The sequence below is a fragment of the Methylobacterium oryzisoli genome (genome assembly GCF_046557895.1).
GTDB lineage: Bacteria > Pseudomonadota > Alphaproteobacteria > Rhizobiales > Beijerinckiaceae > Methylobacterium > Methylobacterium oryzisoli.
Genome location: NZ_JBKIBX010000049.1, coordinates 18,186 through 45,162 on the forward strand (window position 1 = coordinate 18,186; position 26,977 = coordinate 45,162).

Below are 26,977 nucleotides of genomic sequence, written 5' to 3' on the forward strand. Positions count from 1 at the left end.
TGACCGTTGGTTCCGCTCTCGAATTTTCGTCAAGCCCAGGATCCCGGATTTCTGGGCTTGATGTCGAAAATTCGAGATAACTCAACGGCCCCGTCGATCCCGGGCCTGCCCGGGATCGAGATCGATGCGTCAGCATCCTGGGCCGTTGGTATAAAGCATCGCCGCGCCGCGGTGCAGCGCCTCGGCCTGCGGCGTGAAGCGTCCGTCCGGCCCGTGCAGCACCAGGGCCGGGCGCAGCGCGAAGGCCGCGCGGCTGCCGCGCACGCCCTCGATCAGCACCCGGATCGCCGCCGCCTCCGCCCGGGCGTGGACGGGCCGCACCGCGAGCCCACCGAAGCGGCCGCGCAACGCCGCGAGGCAGGCCGGCAGGGCATCCGCCCGGTGGATCAAGACGAGCCGGCCGCGCGGGCGCAGCAGGTCGGCGCAGGTGCGCAGCCACGCCTCCAGCCCGCCCTCCGGCAGGGCGTGGGCCGAGGCCCGCGCGGCGACGGGCGAGGGGCGGTGGCCGCCTCCTTCGAAGAAGGGCGGGTTGGTGAGCACGAGGTCGGCCCCGTCCGGCATCAGCCCCTGGGCGCGCCGCACGGCGCCGGGCGCCGTGACGTCGGCCTCCAGCACGGCGGCCCGGTCGGCGAGCCCGTTCAGCGCCGCGTTGGCGCGCGCCAGGGCCGCGGCGGCCGGATCGCGCTCCACGAGGACGACCCGACAGGCCGGGGAGGCCTGCGCCACCGCGAGCCCCACCGCCCCGGTGCCGGCACCCAGATCGTAGACGAGACCCTCCGGCGCGCCCGCCGCCGCCGCGAGCAGGACCGCGTCGGTCCCCGCCCGGTGCGCCCCGCGGGCCGCGTGGTGCAGGCGCAGCCGCCCGCCGAGCCACTCCTGCGCCGGCTCCAGGGCCGGTGCCGGCTCGGCGACCGGGGCCGTCTCAGGAGCCCGCGGCATCGCGCAGTTCGTGGGCGAGGCCCGCATCCGTGAGGAGGCGGCGCGCCTGCGCGGCATGGTCGCCCGGCACCAGGAGGCGGCGCGGGAAGGCGCCGATCATGCCCTCCAGCGCGCTGATATGCGCGTCGGCGACGAGGACCGGGATCGCGGCGCCTTCGAGGAGCGACTGCGCGAAGCCGATCAGCACGATGTCGTTGGTGCGGAGGATCTCGACCATGCCCCCTCATGCCCCGGCGCGGATCGCCGCGCCAGCCTCCGGCCCGCGCGTCGTTCTCGAAATTGACGATTGTTGACAATCGTCAATTTCCGGTTATCGTGAGGATGCGGCAATCGGGGCGCCTCCCGGCGGCGGCGCTCGATTCGGCCGGAGCCGATCTGATGGCACGCAAGTCCTCATTCCCGGTTAACGCGACGCTGGTGATCGCCGCGTCGCTCCTCGCTGCTGGTTGCAAGGAGGAGACGGCCGCCGCCGGCCCGGGCGGCCCCGCGGGCCGGCCCGTGCTGGTGCAGCGCGTCGCCTTCGAGGACCGGGTGCCGTCGCGCAGCTTCGTCGGGACCGTCCGGCCGCGCATCGAGAGCGACCTCGGCTTCCGGGTTCAGGGCAAGGTGGAAAAACGCCTCGTCAACGTGGGCGACGCGGTGACGGCGGGCCAGCCGCTCGCGACCCTCGACGTGGTCGACCTGCGCCTCCAGACCGAGCAGGCGGAGGCCGAGCTGAGCGCCGCCACCGCCTCGCTCGCCCAGGCCGACGCCGACCTCAAGCGCACCCTGACGCTCGCCGAGAAGGGCTGGAGCGCGGCCTCGTCCGTCGACCGCCAGAAGGCCGTGACCGAGGAGGCGCGCGGGCGCCTGCTGCGGGCCGAGCGGGCGCTGCTGCTGGCGCGCAACGCCGTCTCGTACGCGGTGCTGGCCGCGGATGCCGACGGCGTCGTCACCGCCGCCCTCGTCGAGCCCGGCCAGGTCGTGGCCCCGGGGCAGGCGGCGATCCGGCTCGCGCGCACCGCCGAGAAGGAGGCGGTGATCGCCATCCCCGAATCCCTGGTCGCGCAGGCCCGCGAGGGCGAGGCGAGCGTCGGGCTGTGGTCGCGGCCGGGGGCGCGCTACCGCGCGACCCTGCGCGAACTCGCCCCCGCGGCCGACGCGATGACCCGCACCTACCTGGCGCGCTTCTCGCTGCCCGGGGCCGATGCGGCGGTGCAGCTCGGCATGACCGCGACCGTGACGCTGACGGGCGCGCGGACCGAGCGGGTGGTGCGGGTGCCGCTCTCGGCCCTGTTCAACCAGGGCGGCGGCTCCTCGGTCTGGACGGTGGACGGGGAGGGGGCGCTGACGCTCAAGCCCGTGACGGTGGCGGCCTACGAGGCACAGGACGCGCTGGTGAGCGGCGGCCTCGCGGACGGGGAGCGCATCGTGCGCCTCGGCGTGCAGAAGCTCGACCCCGCCCAGCGCGTGCGGGTGGTCGATGCGCTCCAGTTCTGAGCCCCGGGAGGACGGTCCGATGAAGCGCCTCAACCTCTCCGAATGGGCCGTCCACCACCGGGCCGTCGTGCTCTTCCTGATCCTGGCGGTGGCCGCGAGCGGCACCTTCGCGTTCCTGCGGCTGGGCCGGGCGGAGGACCCGAACTTCACCATCAAGGTCGCGGTGGTGACGGCGATCTGGCCGGGCGCCACCGCGCGCGAGATGCAGGATCAGGTCGCCGACCGCATCGAGAAAAAACTCCAGACGCTGCCCTACTTCGAGAAGGTCGTCACCTTCGCCAAGCCGAGCTTCGCGGCGATGCAGGTCACCTTCCGGGACAACACCCCGGCCGGGCAGGTGCCGGCCCTCTTTTACCAGATCCGCAAGAAGATCGACGACGTGCGCGGCGAATTGCCCGCCGGCCTGATCGGCCCCGCCGTCAACGACGAGTACGGGGACGTCGATTCGATCCTCTACATGCTGACCGGCGAGGGGGCCGACTACGCGCAGCTCAAGAAGGTGGCGGAGGGCCTGCGCCAGCGCCTGCTCAAGGTCGACAGCGCCGTCAAGGTGAATCTCTACGGGGTGCAGGACGAGCGCATCTTCGTCGAGTTCAGCCACGCCAAGCTCGCCACGCTGGGGATCACGCCCCAGACCCTGTTCGACTCCCTCGGGCGCCAGAACGCCGTGACGCCGGCCGGCACCGTCGAGACGGCGGCCCAGCGGATTCCGCTGCGCGTCACCGGCGCCCTCGACGGCGTCCGGGCGGTGGCCGAGACGCCCGTGGAGGCGGGCGGGCGCACCTTCCGGCTGGGCGACGTCGCGAGCGTGACGCGCGGCTTCGTCGATCCGCCGGACTTCCTCGTGCGCCAGATGGGCCGCCCGGCCCTCGGCATCGGCGTCGTCATGGCGCGCGGCGCCAACATCACGGCCTTCGGCGAGGGGGTCGAGGCGGCCGCGCGCGAGTTCATGGCGGCGGTGCCGCAGGGCATCGACCTCACGCAGATCGCCGACCAGCCGAAGGTGGTGGCCGAAGCGCTGTCCGAGTTCGAGCGCTCCTTCCTCGAAGCCCTGGTGATCGTGCTGGCGGTGAGCTTCCTGTCGCTCGGCTGGCGCACCGGCATCGTGGTGGCGCTGTCCGTTCCCCTGGTGCTGGCGCTCACCTTCGTGGTGATGCAGGCGCTCGGCATCGACCTGCACCGCATCACGCTGGGCGCCCTCATCATCGCGCTCGGGCTCCTCGTCGATGACGCGATCATCGCCGTGGAGATGATGGTGGTGAAGATGGAGCAGGGCGTCGACCGCCTGCGCGCGGCGGCCTTCGCCTGGGACTCCACCGCCTTCCCGATGCTCACCGGCACGCTCGTCACGGTGGCGGGCTTCCTGCCGGTGGGCTTCGCCAACTCGGCGGTGGGCGAGTACGCGGGCGGCATCTTCTGGGTGGTGGCGATCGCGCTGGTCGCCTCGTGGTTCGTGGCGGTGATCTTCACCCCCTATCTCGGCGTGCTGCTGCTGCCGAAGGACCTCGCCAAGAGGCACGCGAAGGGACACGCGAAGGGGCAGGCCAAGGGACATCCGAAGGGACATCCGCAAGGACACGGCGCGCACGCCGATCCGGACGCGATCTACGACACCCGCACCTACCGGGTCCTGCGCCGGATGATCCAGGCCTGCACGCGGCGGCGGCTCGCCACCATCGCGGCCACGGTCGGCATCTTCGCGGCGGCGGTCGTGGGCTTCGGCCACGTGCAGCAGCAGTTCTTCCCGCTCTCCGAGCGCCCCGAACTCTTCCTGCAGATGCGGCTGCCGCAGGGCTCGGCCATCGGCACGACGGGCGCGGTGGTGCGCGAGGCCGAGGCGCTGCTCGGCCAGGACGATCCCGACATCGCCACCTACACGGCCTATGTCGGGCAGGGGAGTCCGCGCTTCTGGCTCGGCCTCAACCCGGAACTGCCGAACGAGGCCTACGCGGAGATCGTGATCGTCGCCCGCGGCGTCGCCGCGCGCGAGCGGGTCAAGGCGCGGATCGAGAAGGCGGTGGCCGAGGGCGCGCTGTCGCAGGCGCGGGTGCGGGTCGACCGGTTCAACTTCGGCCCGCCGGTGGGCTTCCCGGTGCAGTTCCGCGTCGTCGGCCCCGACCCGATGCGGGTGCGCGAGATCGCCTATCAGGTCCGCGACGCGGTGCGGCGCAACGGCGCGATCGTGGAGGCGCAGCTCGACTGGAACGAGATGACGCCCTCGCTGCGCCTCGTCGTCGACCAGGAACGGGCGCGCGCCTTCGGGCTCAACGTGCAGGACGTGTCGCAGACGCTCCAGACGCTGCTCTCGGGCGTCACCGTGACCACGGTGCGCGACGGGATCGAGCAGGTGGGGGTCGTCGCCCGCGCGGTGCCGGGCGAGCGGCTCGACCTCGGCCGCATCGGCGACCTCACGGTGCTGGCGCGCGGCGGCGTGGCGGTGCCGGTGGCGCAGGTGGCGCGCCTCGACACCACGCACGAGGAGCCGATCCTGTGGCGGCGCAACCGCGACATGGCGATCACCGTGCGGGCGGACGTGGTCGACGGCGTGCAGCCGCCCGACGTGACGGCCGCGATCTGGCCGACCCTCGCGCCGATCCGCGACGGCTTGGCGCCCGGCTACCGCCTGGAGATCGGCGGCGCGGTGGAGGAATCCGTCAAGGCCAACGCCTCGCTGTTCATCCTCTTCCCGGTGATGATCCTGGCGATGCTGACGCTCCTGATGATCCAGCTCCAGAGCTTCTCGCGCCTGATCCTCGTCTTCCTCACCGCCCCGCTCGGGCTGATCGGGGCCTCGCTCGGCCTCAACCTCGCGGGCATGCCCTTCGGCTTCGTGGCGCTGCTCGGCCTGATCGCGCTCGCCGGCATGATCATGCGCAACGCCGTGATCCTCGTCGACCAGATCGAGGCCGACGTCGCGGCCGGCCGCCACCCGCGCGGCGAGGCCATCGTCGAGGCCACCGTGCGGCGCGCCCGGCCCGTGGTGCTCACCGCGCTCGCCGCGATCCTGGCGATGATCCCGCTGACGCGCTCGGCCTTCTGGGGGCCGATGGCGATCACCATCATGGGGGGATTGTTCGTCGCGACCTTCCTGACCCTGTTCTTCTTCCCGGCCCTCTATGCGTGGTGGTACCGCCGCCGCCTGGACGAGGGTGGACAACCCGAGGACGTGCATGAGACTGTGGTGCCGTTGGCGATCGCGGCCGAATGAGGACCGCCCGACGCGTCGATCCGTCCGATCGCTGACCCGCCCAGCCGTTGACCCGCCATGACGATGCAGAACCCCACCCGGGACACGACGGCCCCCGCCGGCAGCGACCTGCGCTGCCGCATCCTCGCCATCGCGGAGCGCCTCTTCCGCGACATGGGCTACCGCAAGACCACCGTGGCGGACATCGCCTCGGTCCTGCGCATGAGCCCCGGCAACGTCTACCGGTTCTTCCCCTCGAAGAAGGCGCTCAACGAGGCGGTCGCCGACCGGCTGCTCGGCGACATCGAGGCGGAGCTGGAGCGGATCGTCGCGCAGGCCGACCTGCCGGCGGCCGAGCGCCTGCGCGCCTTCGTGGCCGCCATCCACCGGATGAGCGAACAGCAATTCACCGCCAACCGCCGCATGCACGAGATGGTCGAGGTGGCGATGGCGGAGAGCTGGGAGGTGATCCACCGCCACATCGAGGCCGTCGACCGCCTGCTCTGCCGCCTCGTGGCCGAGGGGGCGGAATCCGGCGAGTTCGCCGTGGAGAACCCGATGGTGGCCGCGCGCTGCGTCCACGCGGCGATGGTGCGCTTCTGCCACCCGGCCCTGATCGCGCAATGCGCCGACGAGGCCGGCCCCACCCTCGAACAGATGACCGCCTTCCTGCTCGCGGGCCTGCGGGCGCGCTGAGGCCGGTCCGCCCTTGCGGCAAGCTTGCGTGTTGCCGCGGCGGCGGAACGCGTGCAAAGGGGGCCTCACGCCCCGGATCGTGGCCGGCGGCCCCTGGCAACCAGGAGAGAGCGCGCGCGTGGGCGTCGTCCTTCCCTTCGAAGAGAAACCCTCCGATCCGGAGGCGAGCCTCAACGACCTCGTCGCGCTGGTGGCGGGCGGCATGGACCGGGTGAACGCGATGATCCTGTCGCGCACCGGCTCCGAGGTCGCGATGATCCCGGAGGTCGCCAACCACCTCATCGCCTCGGGCGGCAAGCGCCTGCGGCCGATCCTCACGCTCGCCACCGCGCAGCTCTGCGGCTACGGGTCCGCGGAGAGCGGCCGGGACGGGGACGTGAAGCTCGCCGCGAGCGTCGAGTTCATGCACACCGCGACGCTCCTCCACGACGACGTGGTGGACGAGAGCGACATGCGCCGCGGGCGGGTGGCGGCGCGCATCAAGTGGGGCAACCAGGCGAGCGTGCTCGTCGGCGACTTCCTGCTGGGGCAGGCCTTCAAGATGATGGTCGAGGTGGGGTCCTTGCGCGCCCTCGACATCCTCTCCTCGGCCGCCGCGGTGATCGCCGAGGGCGAGGTGATGCAGCTCGGCGCGGCCAAGAACACCGAGACGACCGAGGACGAGTACCTCGCGGTGATCCGCGCCAAGACCGCCGAGTTGTTCGCCGCCGCCTGCGAGGTCGGGCCGGTGCTGGCCGGGCGCCCGAAATCCGAGGCCGCCGCCTGCCGCAGCTACGGCATGAACCTCGGCGTCGCCTTCCAGCTCGTGGACGACGCCCTCGATTACGGCGGCACCAGCGCCGACCTCGGCAAGAACGTCGGCGACGATTTTCGCGAGGGCAAGATCACCCTGCCGATCGTGCTGTCCTTCCGCCGCGGCACCGCCGAGGAGCGGGAGTTCTGGCGCCGCACCCTGGAGCGGGGCGAGATCGACGAGGCCCGCGACCTCGACACGGCCATCGGCATCATGCGCCGCCACCGGGCGCTGGAGGACACGATCGAGCGCGCCCGCCATTACGGGGCGATCGCCCGCGACGCGCTGGCGCTCTTCCCCGACGCGCCGATGAAGCGGGCGCTGCTCCAGGCCGTGGATTTCTGCATCGCACGGGCGCATTGACGCACCGTCACGCGGGCGCCATCGATACCGGCTAGGCAGGGCGCGCAGCCCGGCTCCGCGAGGCGCGTCCTGCCCGATCGGGCGGTCGCGACCGGCGGACCGGGAGCGACGATTTCAAGGCTCGCGATCCATGTCCGACCCGTCCCCCGGCCCGACCATGGGCGAGATCATCGCCCGCCGCCTGAGCCGGCGCGACCTGATGCGCGGGCCGCTCGCCGCGGCCGCGCTCGCGGCCCTCGGACTCGGGCCGGCGGAGGCCGCCGAGAGCACCGCCGCCGAGAGCACCACCGCGAAGAGCAGCACCGCCCCGGCGGCCGGCGCGTTCGACTTCCCCGAACTCGCGGCGGGCGTCGATGCCACGCACCACGTCGCGGAGGGCTACGCGGCCGAGATCCTGCTGCGCTGGGGCGACCCGCTGTTTCCCGACAGCCCGCCCTTCGACCCGCAGAACCAGAGCGCCGCCGCCCAGGCGCGGCAATTCGGCTACAACAACGACTTCGTGGGCTTCATCCCCCTCGGGACCGCGGGCGACCGCGGGCTGCTCGTGGTGAACCACGAGTACACCAACGTCGAACTGATGTTCCCGGGACTCGGCGCGATCAACCGCCGGTCCGGGCCGGTGGCGCTCAGCCCCGCGCAGCTGGCGGTGGAGATGGCCGCCCACGGCGGCAGCGTGGTCGAGATCGCGCGCGAGGGCGGGCGCTGGCGCCCGGTCGTCGGCTCGCCCTACACGCGGCGCATCACCGCCGAGACGCCGATGACGCTCACCGGCCCGGCCGCCGGCCACCCGCGGCTGCGCACCGCCGAGGACCCGACCGGCCGGCAGGTGCGCGGCATGATCAACAACTGCTCGGGCGGCGTCACCCCCTGGGGCACGTGGCTCTCGGGCGAGGAGAACATCCACTACTACTTCCTCGGCCGCCTGCCCGAGGGGCATCCCGAGGCGCGCAACGCGGCGCTCTACGGCATGGGCACGCCGCTCTACGGCTGGGGCCGCGAGCATGCCCGCTTCGACCTCGAACGCACGCCCCAGGAGCCGAACCGCTTCGGCTGGGTGGTGGAGATCGACCCCCACGATCCGCTCTCGGTCCCGAAGAAGCGCACGGCGCTCGGGCGCATGAAGCACGAGGGCGCGGCCGGCCTCGTCAACCGCGACGGGCGCTACGTGGTCTATCTCGGCGACGACGAGCGCTTCGAGCACGTCTACCGCTTCGTGAGCGAGGGGCGGGTCGATCCGGCGGACCGGGCCGCCAACCGCGACCTGCTCGATGCCGGCATCCTGTCGGTGGCGCGCTTCGACCCCGACGGCACCGGCCGCTGGCTGCCGCTGGTGCACGGCGAGACCGGGCTCGACGCGGCCGCGGGTTTCGCGAGCCAGGCCGACGTACTGATCGAGACCCGCCGCGCCGCGCGCTGCGTCGGCGCGACCCGGATGGACCGCCCGGAGGACATCGAGGCCAACCCGGCGACGAACCGCGTCTACGTGATGCTCACCGGCAACCCGGGCCGCAAGCCCGAGGAGACCGACCCCGCCAACCCGCGGGCCAAGAACCTGTTCGGGCACATCATCGAGATCACCCCCGAGGGCGGCGACCACGCGGACAACAGCTTCCGCTGGGAGGTGCTGGTGCGCTGCGGCCTGCCGGAATCCGGCGCCACCTTCTCGGCCGCGACCACGCCGGACGGGTATTTCGGCATGCCGGACAATTGCGCGGTCGATGCCCGCGGCCGGCTCTGGATCAGCACCGACGGCAATTCCCGCCGCTCCACCGGCCGGTCGGACGGCCTGTGGGCGATCGAGACCGAGGGGCCGCGCCGGGGCACCTCGCGGCACTTCTACCGGGTGCCGGTGGGGGCGGAGCTGTGCGGGCCGTGCTTCACGCCCGACGACGAGACCCTGTTCGTCGCGGTCCAGCATCCCGGCGAGTCGGACGACCCCGCCGCGCCCTCCACCTACGAGACGCCCGCGACCCGCTGGCCCGACTTCGCGGAAGGCTGCCCGCCGCGCCCGGCCGTGGTGGCGCTCACCCGCAAGGGGGGCGGGAAGATCGGGTGAGGCAGGGCGCGCCCGCCGTCCACCGCCGACGGCCCGCGTTAATTTTTTGACCTAAGGTCATGAAGCATCTAGACTTGAGGCATCGACGGGCCATCCGGCCGGCGGCCGTTGCCTCATGGCTCTTCCTCACATCGACTCGGATATCCTGACCGATCTCTCGGGCAAACTCCTCAACGCCGATGCGGCCGTCAAGATCGAGGTCGCGGTCGTCACCGCCCTCGTGGTCGCATTCTGGAATGCCTACCGCAAGAAGAGGCGGCTACGCAGCGCCCTGAAGATCGAGATCACCTTGACGTCGGACATGCACGCCAGGAACTACACCCACGAGACGCGCCTCTTCCTGCAAGAGGCGCTCCGAAATGATCCGAAATACAAAATCCTGATCTTCTCGTCCGGCCATCACGTCATCATCGGAAACCTGACCGACGACATCTCGTATGTCGACTCGCGCGTGGCCCGCCGGATCATCATGTTCGACGCCAGAGCGCGCATCATCGACGATGTCGTGAGTTTCATGAAGACCGACGCCTTCACGTCGCTGCCGCTCAAGCGGAAGCTCTCGGTGCTGTCGATCCCGTTCGACCTTCAAGACGAACTGCAGGGACTGGCGATGCAGCTGAAAGCGGAGTTGTGACGGCGGCCCAGGCCACGGAGGCGGGGCATCCCGGCCCGAACGGCCCCAGGGTCACTTGATGATGATGGTCCAGCCCGACATGATCCAGCCCTTCGCGCATCTCGGTCTCTCGCGCTCCCTATACTAAGGGCGCGCCCGTCCCGAGATCAATCCGTCGGACATCGCCCGACCGGAATTTCACCGTACCTGTGCGTCGCCCGCACCCATCCGCCCGGCGAGGCGGCCGTCCTCGCTGTCGCCGGAGGTCCGGCCGCGCTATAAGGATCCGCATGACCTCCGTCGCCTTCGATACCTTGAAGCTCGCGCGCACCCTGCGGGAGAAGGCCAAGCTGTCGCCGGAGCAGGCGGAGGGTTTCGCGGACGCGATCGCGGAGGCCGTCCAGGGCGATCTCGCGACGAAGGCCGACATCCGCGCCTCCGAGGCGGCCACGAAGGCCGACATCGAGCGCCTGCGGACCGAGATGACCGCCGAATTCCGCGGCGTCCGGTCCGAGATGGCGATGGAGTTCGGCAAGGTTCGATCCGAGATGGAGTCCGAGTTCCGCAGCGTCCGGTCCGAGACAGAGTCCGGGTTTCGCGGCATCCAATCCGAGATGAAGATCGAATCGCACGACCTGCGGGCGGAGATGAAGCTCCTCGAACAGCGCATGACGATCAAGCTCGGCGCCATGCTGATCGCGCTGGCCGGCATCCTCATCGCGGCGATGCGGTACGTTCCCCTTCGCTAAGCCGACTCCTCTTCCGCCCCGACCGGGGCACCGGTCGCGCGCGGCCTCACCGCAGCAGCGTCGCGCGCACCCACCAGCCGGGCGCGGCGGCCGCGATGGCGCGGGCGGCGCGGGCGGCCGCGCTGCGGTGGGCGAAGAGCCCGAACACCGTGGCGCCCGAGCCCGACATGCGGGCGAGCCGGCAGCCCTCCTGCGCGCGCAACGCCGCCAGCGTCGCGCCGATCACCGGCGCCACCGTCAGGGCAGGGGCTTCGAGGTCGTTGCGGGCCGGGCCGATCCGGTCGAGGAGGTCGGACAGGTCGCGCACGCCCTCGACCGGCGGATGCGGCACCGCGGCGGCCGGGTTCGTCTGGCCGACCGCGAGGCCGAGCGCCCGGAAGACCGGCGCCGTCTCGACCGGCACGCCCGGGTTGATCAGCACGGCGGGCAGGGCGGGCAGCGGGATCGCCGGCCCCACCGCCTCGCCCGCGCCGCGCATCATCCGGGCGCGGGGATCGAGGCAGACCGGCACGTCCGCCCCGGTGGCGCGCGCGGCCGCGAGCAGGGCCGGGTGGTCGGGCGCGAGCGCGTTGAGGCGCGCCAGCAGGCGCAGCGCGCCGGCCGCGTCCGACGAGCCGCCCCCGATGCCGGCCGCCACGGGGAGACGCTTGAGGAGCGAGAAGCGCCCCACCGCGAGGCCCGGCACGCCCTCCGCGAGGCGGCGGGCGGCCTTGAGCACGAGGTTGTCGCCGGCCGGGCCCGCCGGTCCGGCGGTCGGCCCCGAGACCGCGAGGTCGAGGGCGGGGCCGGGATCGAGGCGCAGGGTGTCGCCGACGCCCGCGAACACCACGAGGCTCTCGAGGGCGTGGTAGCCGTCCCCGGGCCGCCGGCCGAGGACGTGCAGGGTCAGGTTGATCTTGGCGGGCGCGCGGGTGACGAGGGGGGACACCGGAGACCTGGATCTGTCTGGAGCATTCTCCGACGGAGCGGATGCCGGCTCGTCGTAGAACATGCGGCAGAGTCAAAGACCTGGAGCAGGATCCGACGGCAGCGTGATCGGATCCTGCTCCGGACGGACGAAAACCCCTCTCCCGGGCGGAGAGAGGGGTTCGCAACGGTCGCGTGCGGGCGGGTGGGCTTCAGCCCCCGCTCTTCGGCTCCGTCCCCATCGCCGGCGGGTCGCTCGGTACCGGGGCGCCCTTGGGCATCTCGGGCTGGTCGGGGGTCGGGCGGCTCTCCGCGGTGGCGGCGGGCTTGTCGGGCTCGGGCAGGCCGTTCTTGAGTTTCTCGTCGATCTTGGCGAGGTCTTCCGGCTCGGGGTTGAGGTCCTTGGCGTGCTGCCACTGGAACTTCGCTTCGAGCCGCCGGCCGCTGCGCCAGTAGGCGTCGCCCAGGTGGTCGTTGATGGTGGGGTCGCCCGGCTTCAGGTCGACGGCCTTCTCCAGTTCGCGCACCGCATCGTCCCAGCGCCCGAGCCGGTAATAGGCCCAGCCGAGGCTGTCGATGATCATGCCGTCGCGCGGCTGGAGGTCCACCGCCTGCTTGAGCATGCGGAACGCCTCGTCGATGTTGGTATTCTGGTCGACCCAGGAATACGCGAGGTAGTTCAGGACCTGCGCGCGGCCGTTGGGCTGGGTCGCGGGCACCAGTTCCAGGGCCTTCTTCAGGTCGGCCTCGGCCTTCGACCATTCCTTGGCGCGCTCGTAGGCGGTGCCGCGGTAGTAGTAGAGCGTCCAGTGGTTGCGCTCGGGCTCCTTGCCGATCAGCGAGATCGCCTTGGAGTAGGTCTCGGCCGATTCCGCATACTTCTTGCGCGAGCGCTGCACGCTGCCCAGCGCCGAGATCACGTCGATGTCGTTCGGGTAGGTCTTGGCGACCTGATCGAGATGCGCGATGGCCTCGTCGCCCTTGCCCATCTGCTCCAGGTTGAGGCCGATCTGGATGTCGGCGTTGAGCTTGAGGGGCGAGCCGGCCGGCATGCGCGCGAAGATCTCGTTGGCGCGCTCGGGGCGCTTCATGCGCTCCAGCGTGTCGGCCAGCGTCAGGACCGCGAGGGGGTGCTCGGGGGCGAGGTAGAGGGCGAGCCGCAGGTAGACCACGGCGGGCAGTTCGTCGCCCTGCGAGGTCCCGGCCGAGCCCAGCCCGTACAGCACCTCGGCGGCCCCCTCCTGGGCGGAGGCGATGAGCGGGCCGAGCGCCTTGCCGGCCTTGAGCTTGTCGAGGGCGTCGCGCACGATCGGGTGGCGCGGCAGGATGGCGTCGAACGCCTCGTAGGCCGCCACCGCGAGGTCGGGCCGACCGGAATCGGCCTCGAAGCGCGCGTAGGCGTCGACGATGCGCAGGGTGTTGCGGTCCGCCTCGTAGGCCGCCTTGAGCCGGCGCTCGGCCTCCGCCTTGTCGCCGACCAGCACGGCGATCAGGCCGGCGTGGTAGTCGCGGAAGACGTTGTAGTAGCGCTCGCCGCGCAGCCGGTTGATGGTCTCGAAGGCCTTCCGCCCCTGGTTCTCGCCCGCGTAGGACCACGCGGTGAGCAGCGTCGAGGTGAGGTCGGCGGCCGCGCCCCGCCCGCCGCGCTGCAGGTTCTGGCGCGCGGCGGCGTACTGCTTGGCCTTGAGCTTCTGGACGCCAAGGGTGAGCTGCGCGAGGCCGTTCGAGGCGTCGCGGGCGGTCAGCCGCTCGGCGGCCCGGAAGGCCTCCGGCACCGCGCCGTCCGCGAGCAGCGCCACGAAGGAGCGCTCCAGCAACTCGGCATTGCGGGGATCGCCCTTCACCGCCTCGCGATAGTAGGTCGCGGCGGCGGCGGTGTCGCGGGATGCGCCCGCGATGTAGGCGGCCAGGAAGTTGCCTTCGAGGGAATCCGCCGGCTCGTAGGTGGGCGCGGCGACGTCGCGGGGCGACAGCCGGGCGGCGAGCACGGGAGCGGGTGCCGCGACGAGCAGGGCGAGGGCGAGGGCGGCCCCGCGGCGGAGCGGCAGGGCCGCCCCGCGGCGGAGCGGAAGGAATCGGGTCGTGGGCACCAAAGCGACGGCTCCATCGGCCCTGCGGCCAAGCGAGCCGGCCGGCGGGCAATCGGCCGCGACATTGGACCGGGCCGGGGGCAGCGGCAAGACCAAACAGGGGCGGCGATGTGGCCGCGCCCCCCGCGGCACGGGGCGGGCACCCGGTCGGTGCGCCGGCGCTCGTACCGGCCGCGGCCCGGGCGGCGGCTCACCGCCGCATCGGCCACCGTGGCGACCGACCGGCGCGGCCGGTCGTCCCGGCGGCTTCGATCGCTCACGCGATGATCAGAGTGCCCAAGAATACGGCAGAGTAGAACCTGCGTATTACCGGCAGCTCGCATTAGGTCATTTCTAACGCATGTTGGATAGTTCCTGCACGTTCCACGCGAGCTTGCGGTCCATGTCTCTCCGTACGAGAATCTTCGCCGTCCTCGGCCTCTTCGTCATCCTGCTCCTGGCCCTGTCGGGCTACCACGTCGCCGAGGCGATGCGGCAGGCCGAGGCGATGCGGCGGGCCGCCGAGGCGAACGCGGTGACCGACGCGCTGATGGACGCCGCGACCGCGCTCGCGGCCGAGCGCGGCATGGCGAACGGCTGGCTGACGGCCGGCCGCGCGCCGTCGCCCGAGCAGCGGGGGGCGCTGGCGGCCCTGCGCCGGGACGGCGACCGGCATCTCGCGAGCGCGCTGGCGCGCCTCGACGCCCCGGCGGGCGGCGCCCTCGGGCAGGCGGCGGAGCGCGTGCGGGCCGGCCAGCGGGACCTCGCGGCCCTGCGCGAGCGGGCCGACCGGGCGCTCGGCGGCGCCGCCGACCCGCAGATCGCGGCGGCGTGGTTCCCGGACGTGACCGCCCTGATCATGCGGGAGCGGGACCTGGCCAACGCCGTGCGCACCGGCCTCTCGGGCGCCCTGCCGCTCACGGTGGTCGAGGGCCTCGACGCCAAGCGGGCGCTGTGGGAGGCGAGCGAGTTCGCCGGGCGCGAGCGCGGCAGCCTCAACGGGCTGATCGCCGGGGCGAAGCGGCTGAGCGTGGAGCAGATCCGCACGCTCGCGGCCTATCGCGGCCGGGTGGATGCCGCGCTCTCCCTCGCGGCCAGCGCCGAGGCCGCACTGAGCCCGGACTTCCGCGGGGCGCTCGCGGCGGCCACCCGCCTGCTCGATCCCTTCGAGACCCTGCGCGCCGGGCTCTACCGGGCGGGCGCCGAGGGCGCCGCCTATCCGGCCAGCGCGGAGGTGTGGTTCGGGCGCGCCAGCGAGGTGATCGCCGCCCTGGTCCAGGCCCAGAAGATCGCCACCGCCGACGTGCGCGCCGCCGTGGCGCGGGAGACGCAGGCCAGCGAGCGGGTGCTCGCCCTCGCGCTCGCCGGCCTCGCCCTCGCGCTGGCCGCGGCCCTCGGCGGCGGCGTGGTCCTCGCCCGCACGGTGACGCGCCCGCTCGCCCGGATGAGCGAGGCGATGCGGCGCCTGACGCAGGGCGACCTCGACGCGCCCGTGCCCGCCACGGGCCGCCGGGACGAACTCGGCGCGATGGCGGAGGCGATGCAGCTCTTCCGCCGCAACCTGATCCACGCCCGCGCCCTGGAAGTCGAGGCCGAGGCCGCCCGCGCGGGGGCGCAGGCCCAGCGCGCCGCCGCCATGCGCGACCTCGCCGACCGGTTCGAGACGGCGGTCGGGGGCATGCTCGCCACCGTCGCCGCGGAGGCGGCGCACCTGCGCGAGACCGCGCAGGGCATGGCCGGCGCGGCCACCCAGACCGCCGCGCAGGCGGCGAGCGTGTCGACCGCCGCCGAGGAGGCCGCCGCGAATGTCGGGGCGGCGGCCAGCGCCGCGGAGGAACTCGGCGCCTCCGCGCTGGAGATCGGCCGGCAGGCCAGCCTCTCGGCGGGGCTCGCCGACGCCGCGGTGGCGCAGGCGGCGCGCTCGGCGGCGCTGGTCAAGGAGCTGAGCACCGAGGCGGCGGACATCGGCAGCGTGATCGTGATGATCTCGTCGATCGCCGGCCAGACGAACCTGCTGGCGCTCAACGCCACCATCGAGGCGGCACGCGCCGGCGAGGCCGGCCGCGGCTTCGCGGTGGTGGCCGCCGAGGTCAAGGCGCTCGCCACCCAGACCGCCGCCGCCACCGACCGGATCCAGGGTCAGATCGGGCGGATCCAGGACCTGACCGGCCAGACCGTCGCGGCGATCGAGGATTTCTCCCGGCGGATCGGCGAGGTCAACGACGTCTCCACGGTGGCGGCGGCCACCGCGGAGGAGCAGGGGGCGGCGACGCGCGAGATCGTCCACAGCGTCGCCCAGGCGGCGCAGGGCACCGCGGACGTCACCGAAACGATCGCGGGCGTGGCCGAGGCGGCCGAGCTGACCGGCCGGGCCGCCGAGCGGCTGCTCGCCTCGGCCTCCGGCCTCTCGGGCCAGTCCGGGCACTTGGCCGAGGAGGTGGCGCGATTCCTGGCGGAGGTGCGCGCCGCCTGAGGGCGGGCGCGTCACATGTTGACGTAGTTGGGCCCGCCCGGCCCCTCCGGGGTCACCCAGTTGATGTTCTGGTTCGGATCCTTGATGTCGCAGGTCTTGCAGTGGACGCAGTTCTGCGCGTTGATCTGGTAGCGCGGAGCGCCGCCCTCCTCGATCCACTCGTAGACGCCGGCCGGGCAGTAGCGGGCGGAGGGACCGCCGAACACGTCGTGCTCCGAGCGCTTCTGCAGGTCCGGGTCCTTGACCTGGAGGTGGACCGGCTGATCCTCCTCGTGGTTGGTGTTGGACAGGTAGACCGAGGAGAGCCGGTCGAAGGTCAGCACCCCGTCGGGCCTGGGATACTTGATCGGCGTCACGTCCTTGAGGGGCTTGGTGCAGGCGTAGTCCGGCTTGCCGTGCTTGAGCGTCCCGAACAGCGACAGGCCGGCGAGCTCGTTGAGCCACATGTCGAGGCCCCCTAAGCCCACGCCGACCAGGGTGCCGTAGCGCGACCACAGCGGCTTGACGTTGCGCACGCGCTTGAGGTCGTAGCCGATCTCGCTGTCGCGCCAGCCCGCCTCGTACTCGCCCACCTCGTCGTGGCCGCGCCCCGCCGCCAGAGCGGCCTGGATCGCCCGCGCGGCGAGGATCCCCGACAGGACCGCGTTGTGCGAGCCCTTGATGCGCGGCACGTTCACGAAGCCGGCCGAGTCGCCCACGAGGCAGCCGCCCGGGAAGACGACCTTGGGCACCGACTGCCAGCCGCCCTCCATGATGGCGCGCGCGCCGTAGCCGATGCGCTTGGCGCCCTCGAACACCTCGCGGATCATCGGGTGGGTCTTGAAGCGCTGGAACTCCTCGAACGGCGACAGGGTCGGGTTCTCGTAGTTCAGGTGCGTGACGAAGCCCACCGACACGAGGTGATCGTCGAAGTGGTAGAGCCAGGAGCCGCCGCCGGCCTTGTTCGGCAGCGGCCAGCCCATCGTGTGCTGCACCAGCCCCGGCCGGAATTTCTCCGGCTTGACCTGCCACACTTCCTTGACGCCGAGCCCGTACTTCTGGTGGTCGGAATACTGGTTGAGCTTGTAGCGGTCGATGACGCGCTTGGTCAGCGAGCCGCGTGCGCCCTCCGCGAACACCGTGTAGCGGGCGCGCAGCTCCATGCCGCGGGTGAAGTCGTCGCGCGGCTCGCCGCTGCGGGCGACGCCGAGGTCGCCGGTGGCCACGCCCGCCACCGCGCCGTCCTCGCGGTAGAGCACCTCGGCGGCCGGGAAGCCCGGATAGATCTCGACCCCGAGTTCCTCCGCCTTGCGGCCGAGATACTTCGTCACGTTCGAGAGCGAGCCGACGAAGTTGCCATGGTTCGACATCAGCCGCGGGAAGGCGACGTTCGGCAGGGCGATGCCCCCGGCCGGCCCGAGGAACATGAACTCGTCCTTGACCACCTCGGTCTTGAGCGGGCGGTCGGGGTCCTCGCGCCAGTCCGGCAGCAGCCGGTCGAGGCCGATCGGGTCGATGACCGCGCCCGACAGGATATGCGCGCCGACCTCGCCGCCCTTCTCCACCACGACGACCGAGACCTCGGAGCCGGCCTCCGCGGCGAGCTGCTTCAGGTGGATGGCGGCCGCGAGCCCGGCCGGTCCAGCCCCGACGACGACCACGTCGAAGTCCATCGCCTCGCGTTCCGGCAACTCCATCCGCGTCCTCCCTGGCGCCGCGCCCGTGGTGGGCTCCGATCGTTCACATATAAACGATCTAGGGCACGCTCAAGCGGTTCCAATCTGCGAACCGTGCGACGGCATGTCCCCGGGCGCAAGCACCCAGTATGGTCCCCCCGGGCGCCCGTGCCGCACGGCGCGGACCCGCCCGGCGATTGTCCACAGGCCCCGCCCTCGCCACATCACCTCCCATGACCGACGAGACCGACCGCCGCGACCTCCTCTCCTACCTCGATTTCCACGTCGCGGCCGGCGTGGACGCGGTGCTCGACGAGGCGCCGCACGACCGGTTCGCCGAGAGCCTGCGGCCGGCACGGGCCGAGACGGCACGGGCTGAGCCGGAGCCGGCCGCGCCCGAGCCCCTGCGGCGGCCGGACTCCGCGCGGCCCGCGCCTGCGCGGTCGCAGCCCGCGCCGGCCGCCCGGTCCAGCACCTTCGGCCGCTCCGCCGCCGCCGCGCCCGACGAGGCGGCCGGGGACGCCCGCGAGCTTGCCCGCACCGCCGCCTCCCTCGACGAGCTGCAGGCGCTGCTCGCGCGCTTCGAGAGCTGCCCGCTGCGCTTCACCGCCAAGAACCTCGTCTTCGCGGACGGCAACCCGCAGGCCCGGGTGATGTTCGTGGGCGAGGCGCCGGGGGCCGACGAGGACCGGGTCGGCAAGCCCTTCATGGGCCGCTCGGGGCAGCTCCTCGACCGGATGATGGCGGCGATCGGCCTCGACCGGACCAACGCCTACGTGGGCAACGTCGTGCCCTGGCGCCCGCCGGGCAACCGCAGCCCGACGCCTCAGGAGATCGCGATCTGCAAGCCGTTCATCGAGCGGCAGATCGCGCTCGCCGACCCGGACATCCTGGTCTGCCTCGGCGGCGTCGCCACCCAGGCGCTGGCCGGCACCAAGGACGGCATCCTGAAGTCGCGCGGGCGCTTCTTCCCCTACCGGACCGGCACGCGCGAGATCCGGCTGCTGGCCACGCTGCATCCGGCCTACCTGCTGCGCCAGCCCCTGCAGAAGCGCCTCGCGTGGCGGGACTTCCGGGCGCTGCGGGCGGCGCTGGATACCGGCTCCTGAGCGCCATTCGCCGAACCGCGCCCGCGGCTGCGAACGGCGCTCAAGCGGAACCGTGCGGGGCGGCGTCGATTACTCTTGAGCCCGCGGGGCGGCGCGCGTAGCCGTGTGCGGGCGAGACGGGTGGACAGGACATGCGCTGGGAAGACTTTCGGGCCTCCGAGAACGTGGAAGACCGGCGCGGCGAGGGCGGCGGCGGCGGATTCGGCTTCCCGGGCGGCGGGGCGGGCGGCCTCGGCATCGGCACCATCGTGATCCTGTGCATCATCGGCTGGGTCACCGGCATCAACCCGGCGATCCTGATCGGCGGCGCCGAGATGGTGAACCGGCCCCGCCAGGAGGAGCGGCAGGCCCCGGACGGGGCGCAGCGCCGCACCGGCCCGCCCAGCGACCAGTCGGGGCGCTTCGCCGCCGCGATTCTCGGCAACACCGAGGACGTGTGGAAGCAGGTGCTGCCGAACCAGACCGGGCGCCAGTACACGCCGACCACCATGGTGCTCTACCAGGGCGGAACCCGCAGCGGCTGCGGCATGGCGCGGGCCGCCATGGGCCCGTTCTACTGCCCGCTCGACAAGAAGGTATATCTCGACACGACCTTCTTCAAGGAGATGGAGCAGAAGTTCAAGGTGAAGGGCGACTTCGCCTACGCGTACGTGATCGCCCACGAGGTCGGCCACCACATCCAGGACGTGCTCGGCATCCTGCCCAAGGTGCAGCGGCGCCAGCAGCAGGTGGACGAGCGCGAGTCGAACCGCCTCTCGGTCCGGGTCGAGCTGATGGCCGACTGCCTCGCGGGCGTCTGGGCCAAGAACTCCGACGAGCGCTTCAACTCCCTCGAACCCGGCGACATCGAGGAGGCCCTGCAGGCCGCGAGCGCCATCGGCGACGACCGGCTGCAGAAGCAGAGCCAGGGCTACGCCGTGCCGGATTCCTTCACGCACGGCTCCTCGGCCCAGCGCATGCGCTGGTTCCAGACCGGCTACCGCAGCGGCCAGACGCAGTCCTGCGACACCTTCCGGGCGGCGCAGCTGTAGCGGCGGACCGGCGCGCCGCGGACGAGGCGGCGGAGCCACGATCGGGATCGGGCCGGCCGCGCACGGCTCCGGCGTCGGTCGGACCTGATACGATGCTCACGGATGGGCTGCGGACGGCTGCAATCCAGAGGTTTCGCGCGTCTCCGCACGCGCGGCGATCGCCTCTTCGAGCCGCCGCAGACTGGTATGGCGCGCCTGGACGCTCCAGGCGATCAGCAGCCCACAGGCCACGGCGTAGCCGAGCAGGAGCGGCGGCGCGACCACGATCGCGCGCGCGCCGACGAAGACGGCGGCGGACACGGCGAGCACGATGCGCAGGACCGCCCAGACCGTGGCGGTCCGGAAAACTCCGCACCAGAGATAGGCGTCCGCCGGCCCGACATGGCCGCGCGCGGCGTCGCCACGGATCACATCGAGCGTCCGGTTGCGCTGCCAGTTCTCGGGCTCGGCCAGGAACTCGTCCCGGATCGGTGCCGCCAGGCCGGTCCCCGTGGCGCGGCCGCCCGGCAGCGGGCGATACCCGCGGATCGACTGAATCCGCGACAGTGCGAACCATTGATAGTGGTCCGCTTCGATCTCCGCCTCGACACGTGCGTTGACCACGCGAAAGTAGCCGGAAACGGCGACGAACATCATCAGAACCGTACCCTCCACGGGGCCGATGTCGCGCAGGAACAGCTGGATGGCGGCGAAGGCCATCGCCGTCTCCATCGCCTGCAGGCGCAGGAGGCGCCGCTTGATGTTGCGCCCTTCATCCCTGAACCAGCGGAGATGCCCGCCATCCGCATCCCGGCCCGGCCCGGCCTGCGCCGGCTCGGGTCCGATGCGGTAATTGGCGTAGGCGGTCGCCGTCAGCCAATTGCGCAGGCCGATGTGCCCCATCTCGTGAAGAAGGCCGGAGAGCCGGCCGAGCGTCATCTCATCCGGCCGGAACGGCACGAGGATGAAGGATCGCTGAGGCGCGTACTGGTACGCGCTGTACCCGGCCCGGCGCGGCAATCGCAGGATGCGATAGTCGGGGTTCAACCGGCGACCGAACCGCTCGACCGGCGGGGCAGCGACGAGGTCGATCCGCTTGAGGTAGTCGCCGACCGTGAAAACCTCGATCCGGTCGCGCGCTTCGACGAGACCACGCAGACCGCGCAGGTTGAACGCCGTGCGGAGATTGACCTGGGCCACGATCGCCGACCCCAGCATGGCCGCAACGGCTGCGACGACGATCACGGCGTCGCGGCCGGTCGCCTGCAGCAGCGACGGGACGAGCACGATGACAGGCCCCGCATCGGCCACGAGGCACACGACGCCGAACAGCAGGTTGCGGACGGGATAGAACGATTTCGGATGCCAGAGCACTATCCTGGCTCTCTGTCGGCATTCCGGGCGGCGACGGCCCGGGCTATCCGAGGAAGCTGCTCCTTCCATTCGTCCGGAAGCACGCCATACTTGGCCACGAACGCGTCCACGATCTCCTCGGCCGTCGGCTTCTTCGCCCGCCCGGCGACGTAGAGATCATAAAGTCCTTTGGCGATGCTGACCATGCCGGCGATGATGGGAACGTAGATCTGCAACAAGCTCACGAGCTGCGTCAGGTCGTAGGCCGCCCCCGTGTCGTCGACGTCGTAATGGACAGGCTCGCCCCGCGCGATCGCCGCAAGCGTGTCCTCATCCAGCGCATCCGCACCGTCGACCACTTCAAGAAGAACATCACGGACTTGGTCATCCTCCTGGCGATTCGTCGTCATCTTGCACCCCCATCGAATCCAAGCAAACATGCCCAAATGCGGCGGAGCCCGATACACACGAATGCGTGTACTTGCTGGTAAAAATTCCCAGGAAAGCAGAAAATACAGGCGAATACCCTCCGGGAACGGACCGTCCTTGTGCCGATGCGGGCGAACCGAGATGTCGGCGAGGTGGAGCGTCGCACGCCGGACCGCCCGAGCCTGACCGAGTCCGCTCGGGCCGCGTGACGCGGCACAGGGATCCTCCGCCGACCCGGCCAGGTAGGCATTCGCGGGATTGCACGGCAGAAGGACTCCTCGCGCTCCGATCCATCACGAGATCCGCCATGCCCCTCGACGCCGCCCGCCCGTTCATCCCGCTCCGGATCGCGGTGCTCACCGTCTCCGACACCCGCACGCCCGCGGACGATCGCTCGGGCGACACGCTGGCCGCACGCCTGGGCGAGGCCGGCCACGCGCTCGCCGCGCGGGCGATCGTGCCGGACGAGGTCGCGGCGATCCGCGGGCAGGTGCAGGCCTGGATCGCGGATCCCGGCATCGACGTGGTGATCACCACGGGCGGCACCGGCTTCACCGGCCGGGACGTGACGCCCGAGGCGCTGGAGCCGCTGTTCGAGAAGCGCATGGACGGCTTCTCGGCGATCTTCCACCGCATCTCCTACGACAAGATCGGCACCTCGACCCTGCAGTCGCGGGCGACCGCGGGCGTCGCGGGGGCGACCTACGTCTTCGTCCTGCCGGGCTCGCCGGGCGCCTGCCGCGACGCCTGGGACGGCATCCTGGCCGCCCAGCTCGACTACCGCCACCGTCCCTGCAACTTCGTCGAGATCATGCCGCGCCTCGACGAGCACCTGAAGCGGGGCGCCTGAGGCGGTCGGCGGGCGCCCGCCGCTCACGCACGGACGAGACCGACGCCGAGGCGCCGGATCCGCAGCGCCCGCCGCAGCGGGAGCCCGGCCGCCAGGGCCTCGCGCCGCACCACATCCCCGGCCCGCACCCGCCGGGCGCGGCTGAGCGCGGCCTCGGCCCGCGCGGCAAGGCGGGCGGTCCAGGGCGCGTGCGGGCGCGGCAGGCGGCCCAGCGCCACCTCGGGCGGCGCGGTCCCGGTGAAGCGGTCGAGGGCGCGGACCCAGCCCTCGGCCGGCACGTCGCCGGCTTCCAGGCACAGGAGCCAGGGACGCCGCGCCAGGGCGGCGGCGGAGGTCCAGGGATCCGCCCCGCGCGCCGCCAGCACCGCCCCGGTGCTGTCGGCCATCACGGCGAGGTCGCGGTCGGCGGGATTGTCGGCGACGATCACCGCGTCGCCCACCAAGCCGGCCGCCACCCCGGACACCAGGGCCGACAGGGTGTCGGCCAGCGCCTCGATGGCGCCGGGTCCCTCCGCTCCCGTGACGTGCACGACGGCCGTGATCATCCGGCGCCCTTAGCGCAAGCGCGGCAGCCCGTCCTGCCTCGATCGGCGGCACTTGCCAATGTTCCTGTTTTGTTCCAGTCTTTGCGGTGCTGGCGATGCCGGGGGAGGGGTCTTGGCGGAAGGACGGGATACGGATGGCGCCGGTCCGCGCCTCGCGGCCGCCACGCCGCCGCCCGAGCGCCGCCGCGGGCGCGGGGCCACCGCCAACCCGACCGGGCGCTTCGAGCCCGCCCGCCGCGAGATCTTCGCGGATGGCTGGGAGCGCGAGGACGACCTGCCGCCCCTGCGCACCGAGGTGACGGCGGAGCGCGCGCGCAGCATCATCACCCGCAACGATTCGCCCGACATCGGCTTCGACCGCTCGATCAACCCCTATCGCGGCTGCGAGCACGGCTGCGTCTACTGCTTCGCGCGGCCGAACCACGCCTATGCGGGGCTCTCGCCGGGGCTCGACTTCGAGACGAAGCTGTTCACCAAGCCGAACGCCGCCGCGCTCCTGGAGCGCGAGCTTTCGGCGAAGGGCTACCGCCCGCGGGTGATCGCCCTCGGCACCGCCACCGACCCCTACCAGCCGATCGAGCGGCGCCACCGCCTCACCCGCGCGGTGCTGGAGGTGCTCGCCCGCTTCAACCATCCGGTCGGGATCGTCACCAAGTCCGACCTCGTGCTGCGCGACCTCGACCTGCTGGCGCCGATGGCGGCGCGGGGCCTCGTGCAGGTCGCGGTGTCGGTCACGACCCTCGACCCGGTGCTGGCGCGCCGCATGGAGCCGCGCGCCCCGCGTCCCGAGAAGCGCCTCGCGGCGATCCGGGGCCTGTCGGCGGCCGGCGTGCCCGCGCTGGTGCTGATGGCGCCGGTGATCCCGGGCCTCAACGACCACGAGATCGAGGCGGTGCTCGCCCGCGCCCGGGAGGCCGGCGCGCGCGCGGCCGGCAGCGTGCTCCTGCGCCTGCCGCACGAGCTCGCGGACCTGATGCGCGACTGGTTCGCCGCGCACTACCCCGAGCGCGCCGCCCGCGCCTTCGCGCTCCTCGCCGAGGCCCGCGGGGGCCGGGTCTACGATCCCGCCTTCGGCACCCGCTTCACCGGCACCGGCCCCTACGCGGCCCTGCTGGCCGACCGCGTCCGGCAGGCCGCCCGGCGGCTCGGCTACGGAGAGGCATGCCTTCCCCTGCGCACCGACCTCTTCGCGATGCCGGGGCGGGAGGGGGCGCAGTACAGCCTGTTCTAGCGCCGGTACAGACCGGATCCTGGGCATCGCGGCCGGCGGCGGTGAGGCCGTCGCGGCATTCGGCCGGCAGGGCGCGCCGGTCCGGCAGGATGAGAGTCGGTCGCTCCGCGCGTGCGCTCAGGATCAGCTCCGTAGAGGAACCTCCAATCGTCCCAGACAGATCGGAGATAGACCTCATTATACCCCGCTCTTCTGAGAAGCGAACCGATCACAATCGTGGCTCGCGTTCGGATAGGGCCGCGACACCGAACAAGCGTGATATCGATTTGAAAAAATTTCTCGCCTAGCTTCCGCAGACATACGCTTTTTGCATTCTTTTATTGAAATAAAAACCTTCTCTGATTACGCATGTGACATAGATATTGATTGAATTTATCTCTGAAGTACATCCACCTTGAAGAAATCACCATGACGATCCGCTCGATTGAAAGAAATTCCCAAGCAATATCCGTGTCGCAGATTTAACACGTCCTGCGGATTTCAGATGATAGACCAATTTGCGCGATCACTTCGGCATCGCGGATCAAGTGATGGACGGCTAAGCTTGCTTGCTGCAAGCAGGTCGAAGCGATTCGTCGATGAGTCCGCAAAGGGACAGGTGGGGCAAAGTCATGTTCGCTGAATACTCTTCGCGAATCAATACACGATCCAGGCGCCATGTCCTGCTTTCAAATGCAGCGATCGTTACTGCTGTATTCGCTCTCAGTATGACATCGTATACACATACGAATGCCGCGCCCGTCGAGTATGTTCGCGTTTGCACTACTTACGGCCTCGGCTTCTTCTACATTCCGGGTACTGATCAGTGTGCCACGGCGCTCAATCTGCCCTACCGCAGCGAAACAGCGTACGGAACGTCATTCACGCAGCTGGGACTCTACGCGACCGCATACGGCAAGGACGCGTATTCCATTGGGCAGAATACGCTTGCGATCGGAGGGCGCGCTTTTTCCGGCGCGAATCCTTTCAATGCGAGTCCAGGTCCGGGGCGGGGCATCGACGGCGTCATCCCGGGAACGTCCTTCCAGAACAGCAACACGACGGCGATCGGCCAAGGGTCGCAGGCGGGCGCTCAAGCGGCCGGTCAGGATAACGCGACGGCCCTCGGTCAGGGGGCGACCGCCAATATCCTGAACGGCACGGCGCTCGGCCAGGGCGCGCAGGCGACCGCGGCGGGAGCGGTGGCGCTCGGCCAGGGCGCGCAGGCGGACCGGGCGAACACCGTCTCGGTGGGCACGACGGCCGCAGGCGGGCAGCGCCAGATCGTGGACCTGGCCGCCGGCACCGCCGGCACCGACGCCGTCAACGTCGCCCAGCTCGATGCCGCGGTCGCGGGTGCGGTCGATCCCTTCCGTGCGAACAATTCCAACGGCCGCGCTCAGCCCTCCGCAACGGGGCAGGATGCGGCGGCAGGCGGGTTCGGCGCGGTCGCGGGCGGCCAGAACGCGACCGCGATCGGCAACGCGGCGGCCGCGGCGGGATCGAGCGCGACGTCGTTGGGTTTCCAGGCAACGACGACCGGGGACGACGCGATCGCCGTCGGCGCGCGGAATGCGGCGACGGCCCAAGGTGCCCTCGTCGTCGGCACCGACGGGCGGGCCACCGGCACGCGGAGCGTCGCGATCGGTGCCGGTGCTGCGGCCGGCGGCGCCATCGGCAACGGGTTCACGAACGCGGGGACGACGGCGCTCGGCGGAGGGGCTCAGGCCGGCGCGACCGGGGCGGGCCAGACCAACGCCACGGCGGTGGGCCAGGGCGCGCTGGCCAACGTCGCGAACGGGACCGCGCTCGGTCAGGGCGCGCTCGCTGCGGCGCAGGGCTCCGTCGCGCTGGGCCAGGGCTCGGTGGCCACTCAGGCCAACACGGTGTCCGTCGGCGCCGCGGGCAGCGAGCGCCGCATCGTCAACGTCGGTGCAGGCACGCTCTCCGCAGCCTCGACCGACGCCGTGAACGGCTCGCAGCTCTTCGCCACCAACCAGGCCGTCACCACGACCGGCAACGCCGTCGCGGCGGCCGCGACCGCCCTCGGCGGCGGGGCCGCCTACAACACGGCCACCGGCACCTTCACGGGGCCGACCTACACCTTCGGCAGCGGCGCGCAGTTCACCGATGTCGGCGGCGCGCTGGGCAACCTCGACAACCGCACGACCACCAACGCCAACAGCATCGCGGCACTTCAGAACGGCCAGAGCGGCTTGGTCCAGCAGGGCGGGCCGAATGCGCCGATCACCGTGGGCGCCGCGACCGGCGGCACGGTGGTGAGCGTGGCCGGCACGGCGGGCAGCCGTCAGATCACGGGCGTCGCGGCCGGCGGGCTCGCGGCGAACTCGACCGATGCCGTCAACGGCGGCCAGCTCTTCGCCACCAACCAGCAACTCGTCGCCAACACCGCGACCCTCGGCACGCTCGGCACGACCACCGCGGCGGCGCTCGGGGGCGGCGCGACCTACGCCGCGGCCACCGGCGTGACCG

At 71.9% G+C, this 26,977-nt stretch carries 20 protein-coding genes and 1 pseudogene; 13 read left to right on the forward strand and 8 right to left on the reverse strand.

All coding sequences use genetic code 11. The features are described from left to right. Positions 1-129: 129 nt before the first annotated feature. Entirely contained in the window at positions 130-939 is an 810-nt protein-coding gene (locus ACKUB9_RS29420; protein WP_407529093.1) for a tRNA1(Val) (adenine(37)-N6)-methyltransferase, read from the reverse strand. Further along, the gene (locus tag ACKUB9_RS29425) at positions 923-1,156 is read right to left on the reverse strand and encodes a putative signal transducing protein (RefSeq protein ID WP_287747091.1); all 234 of its coding nucleotides are present in this window, start codon (positions 1,154-1,156) and stop codon (positions 923-925) included. Before ACKUB9_RS29425 ends, ACKUB9_RS29420 begins: the two co-directional genes overlap by 17 nt. Before the next feature lie 161 nt (positions 1,157-1,317). Between ACKUB9_RS29425 and ACKUB9_RS29430 the strand changes: the two genes are divergently transcribed. From ACKUB9_RS29430 to ACKUB9_RS29460, 7 genes are all read left to right on the forward strand, one after another. Then, a complete protein-coding gene (locus tag ACKUB9_RS29430) occupies positions 1,318-2,418 on the forward strand; it encodes an efflux RND transporter periplasmic adaptor subunit (RefSeq protein WP_407529094.1) in 1,101 nt (366 codons plus the stop codon). Between the two features lie 19 nt (positions 2,419-2,437). Next, the gene (locus ACKUB9_RS29435) at positions 2,438-5,626 is read left to right on the forward strand and encodes an efflux RND transporter permease subunit (protein ID WP_407529095.1); all 3,189 of its coding nucleotides are present in this window, start codon (positions 2,438-2,440) and stop codon (positions 5,624-5,626) included. A gap of 57 nt (positions 5,627-5,683) precedes the next feature. Further along, positions 5,684-6,301, forward strand: a complete 618-nt coding sequence (locus tag ACKUB9_RS29440; protein WP_407529096.1) for a TetR/AcrR family transcriptional regulator — start codon at positions 5,684-5,686, stop codon at positions 6,299-6,301. A gap of 118 nt (positions 6,302-6,419) precedes the next feature. Beyond that, positions 6,420-7,457 (forward strand): polyprenyl synthetase family protein, encoded by a 1,038-nt coding sequence (locus ACKUB9_RS29445; RefSeq protein ID WP_407529097.1) that lies wholly within the window; start codon positions 6,420-6,422, stop codon positions 7,455-7,457. 130 nt (positions 7,458-7,587) lie between these two features. Continuing rightward, positions 7,588-9,513, forward strand: a complete 1,926-nt coding sequence (locus ACKUB9_RS29450; protein ID WP_407529098.1) for a PhoX family protein — start codon at positions 7,588-7,590, stop codon at positions 9,511-9,513. 115 nt (positions 9,514-9,628) lie between these two features. Next, positions 9,629-10,147: a hypothetical protein gene (locus ACKUB9_RS29455; protein WP_407529099.1), complete on the forward strand. Its 519-nt coding sequence runs from the start codon at positions 9,629-9,631 to the stop codon at positions 10,145-10,147. 269 nt (positions 10,148-10,416) lie between these two features. Beyond that, complete coding sequence (locus ACKUB9_RS29460) at positions 10,417-10,875, forward strand: CCDC90 family protein (protein WP_407529100.1); 459 nt, start codon at positions 10,417-10,419, stop codon at positions 10,873-10,875. Between the two features lie 46 nt (positions 10,876-10,921). Here ACKUB9_RS29460 and ACKUB9_RS29465 read toward each other — a convergent pair whose 3' ends face one another. After that, positions 10,922-11,803: a 4-(cytidine 5'-diphospho)-2-C-methyl-D-erythritol kinase gene (locus ACKUB9_RS29465; protein WP_407529101.1), complete on the reverse strand. Its 882-nt coding sequence runs from the start codon at positions 11,801-11,803 to the stop codon at positions 10,922-10,924. Positions 11,804-11,993: 190 nt separating this feature from the next. Then, the gene (locus ACKUB9_RS29470) at positions 11,994-13,871 is read right to left on the reverse strand and encodes a tetratricopeptide repeat protein (protein WP_407529102.1); all 1,878 of its coding nucleotides are present in this window, start codon (positions 13,869-13,871) and stop codon (positions 11,994-11,996) included. Between the two features lie 382 nt (positions 13,872-14,253). Here ACKUB9_RS29470 and ACKUB9_RS29475 point away from each other — a divergent pair, with 382 nt between their 5' ends. Further along, on the forward strand, positions 14,254-16,323 hold the full coding sequence (locus ACKUB9_RS29475) for a methyl-accepting chemotaxis protein (protein WP_407529103.1): 2,070 nt from the start codon (positions 14,254-14,256) through the stop codon (positions 16,321-16,323). 11 nt (positions 16,324-16,334) lie between these two features. Here ACKUB9_RS29475 and ACKUB9_RS29480 read toward each other — a convergent pair whose 3' ends face one another. Next, positions 16,335-17,999, reverse strand: a complete 1,665-nt coding sequence (locus tag ACKUB9_RS29480) for an electron transfer flavoprotein-ubiquinone oxidoreductase (protein ID WP_407529104.1) — start codon at positions 17,997-17,999, stop codon at positions 16,335-16,337. Between the two features lie 212 nt (positions 18,000-18,211). On the opposite strand from ACKUB9_RS29480, the gene ACKUB9_RS29485 reads away from it, so the two are divergent. Both ACKUB9_RS29485 and ypfJ read left to right on the forward strand, forming a co-directional pair. Beyond that, on the forward strand, positions 18,212-19,087 hold the full coding sequence (locus ACKUB9_RS29485; RefSeq protein ID WP_407529105.1) for a uracil-DNA glycosylase: 876 nt from the start codon (positions 18,212-18,214) through the stop codon (positions 19,085-19,087). Positions 19,088-19,218: 131 nt separating this feature from the next. After that, positions 19,219-20,118, forward strand: a complete 900-nt coding sequence (gene ypfJ / locus ACKUB9_RS29490) for a KPN_02809 family neutral zinc metallopeptidase (RefSeq protein WP_407529106.1) — start codon at positions 19,219-19,221, stop codon at positions 20,116-20,118. A 96-nt stretch (positions 20,119-20,214) separates the two neighbouring features. Here ypfJ and ACKUB9_RS29495 read toward each other — a convergent pair whose 3' ends face one another. Further along, on the reverse strand, positions 20,215-21,471 hold the full coding sequence (locus tag ACKUB9_RS29495) for a hypothetical protein (RefSeq protein WP_407529107.1): 1,257 nt from the start codon (positions 21,469-21,471) through the stop codon (positions 20,215-20,217). Next, the gene (locus tag ACKUB9_RS29500) at positions 21,471-21,860 is read right to left on the reverse strand and encodes a hypothetical protein (RefSeq protein ID WP_407529108.1); all 390 of its coding nucleotides are present in this window, start codon (positions 21,858-21,860) and stop codon (positions 21,471-21,473) included. The genes ACKUB9_RS29495 and ACKUB9_RS29500 overlap by 1 nt, the downstream gene beginning before the upstream one ends. A gap of 326 nt (positions 21,861-22,186) precedes the next feature. On the opposite strand from ACKUB9_RS29500, the gene moaB reads away from it, so the two are divergent. After that, positions 22,187-22,729: a molybdenum cofactor biosynthesis protein B gene (moaB, locus tag ACKUB9_RS29505; protein ID WP_407529109.1), complete on the forward strand. Its 543-nt coding sequence runs from the start codon at positions 22,187-22,189 to the stop codon at positions 22,727-22,729. 23 nt (positions 22,730-22,752) lie between these two features. On the opposite strand, the gene ACKUB9_RS29510 is transcribed toward moaB, so the two are convergent. Continuing rightward, positions 22,753-23,274, reverse strand: a complete 522-nt coding sequence (locus tag ACKUB9_RS29510) for a hypothetical protein (protein ID WP_407529110.1) — start codon at positions 23,272-23,274, stop codon at positions 22,753-22,755. Between the two features lie 112 nt (positions 23,275-23,386). On the opposite strand from ACKUB9_RS29510, the gene ACKUB9_RS29515 reads away from it, so the two are divergent. After that, entirely contained in the window at positions 23,387-24,505 is a 1,119-nt protein-coding gene (locus ACKUB9_RS29515) for a PA0069 family radical SAM protein (protein ID WP_407529111.1), read from the forward strand. Between the two features lie 611 nt (positions 24,506-25,116). Next, positions 25,117-26,977: pseudogene (locus ACKUB9_RS29520) on the forward strand (hypothetical protein); the annotation flags it as partial.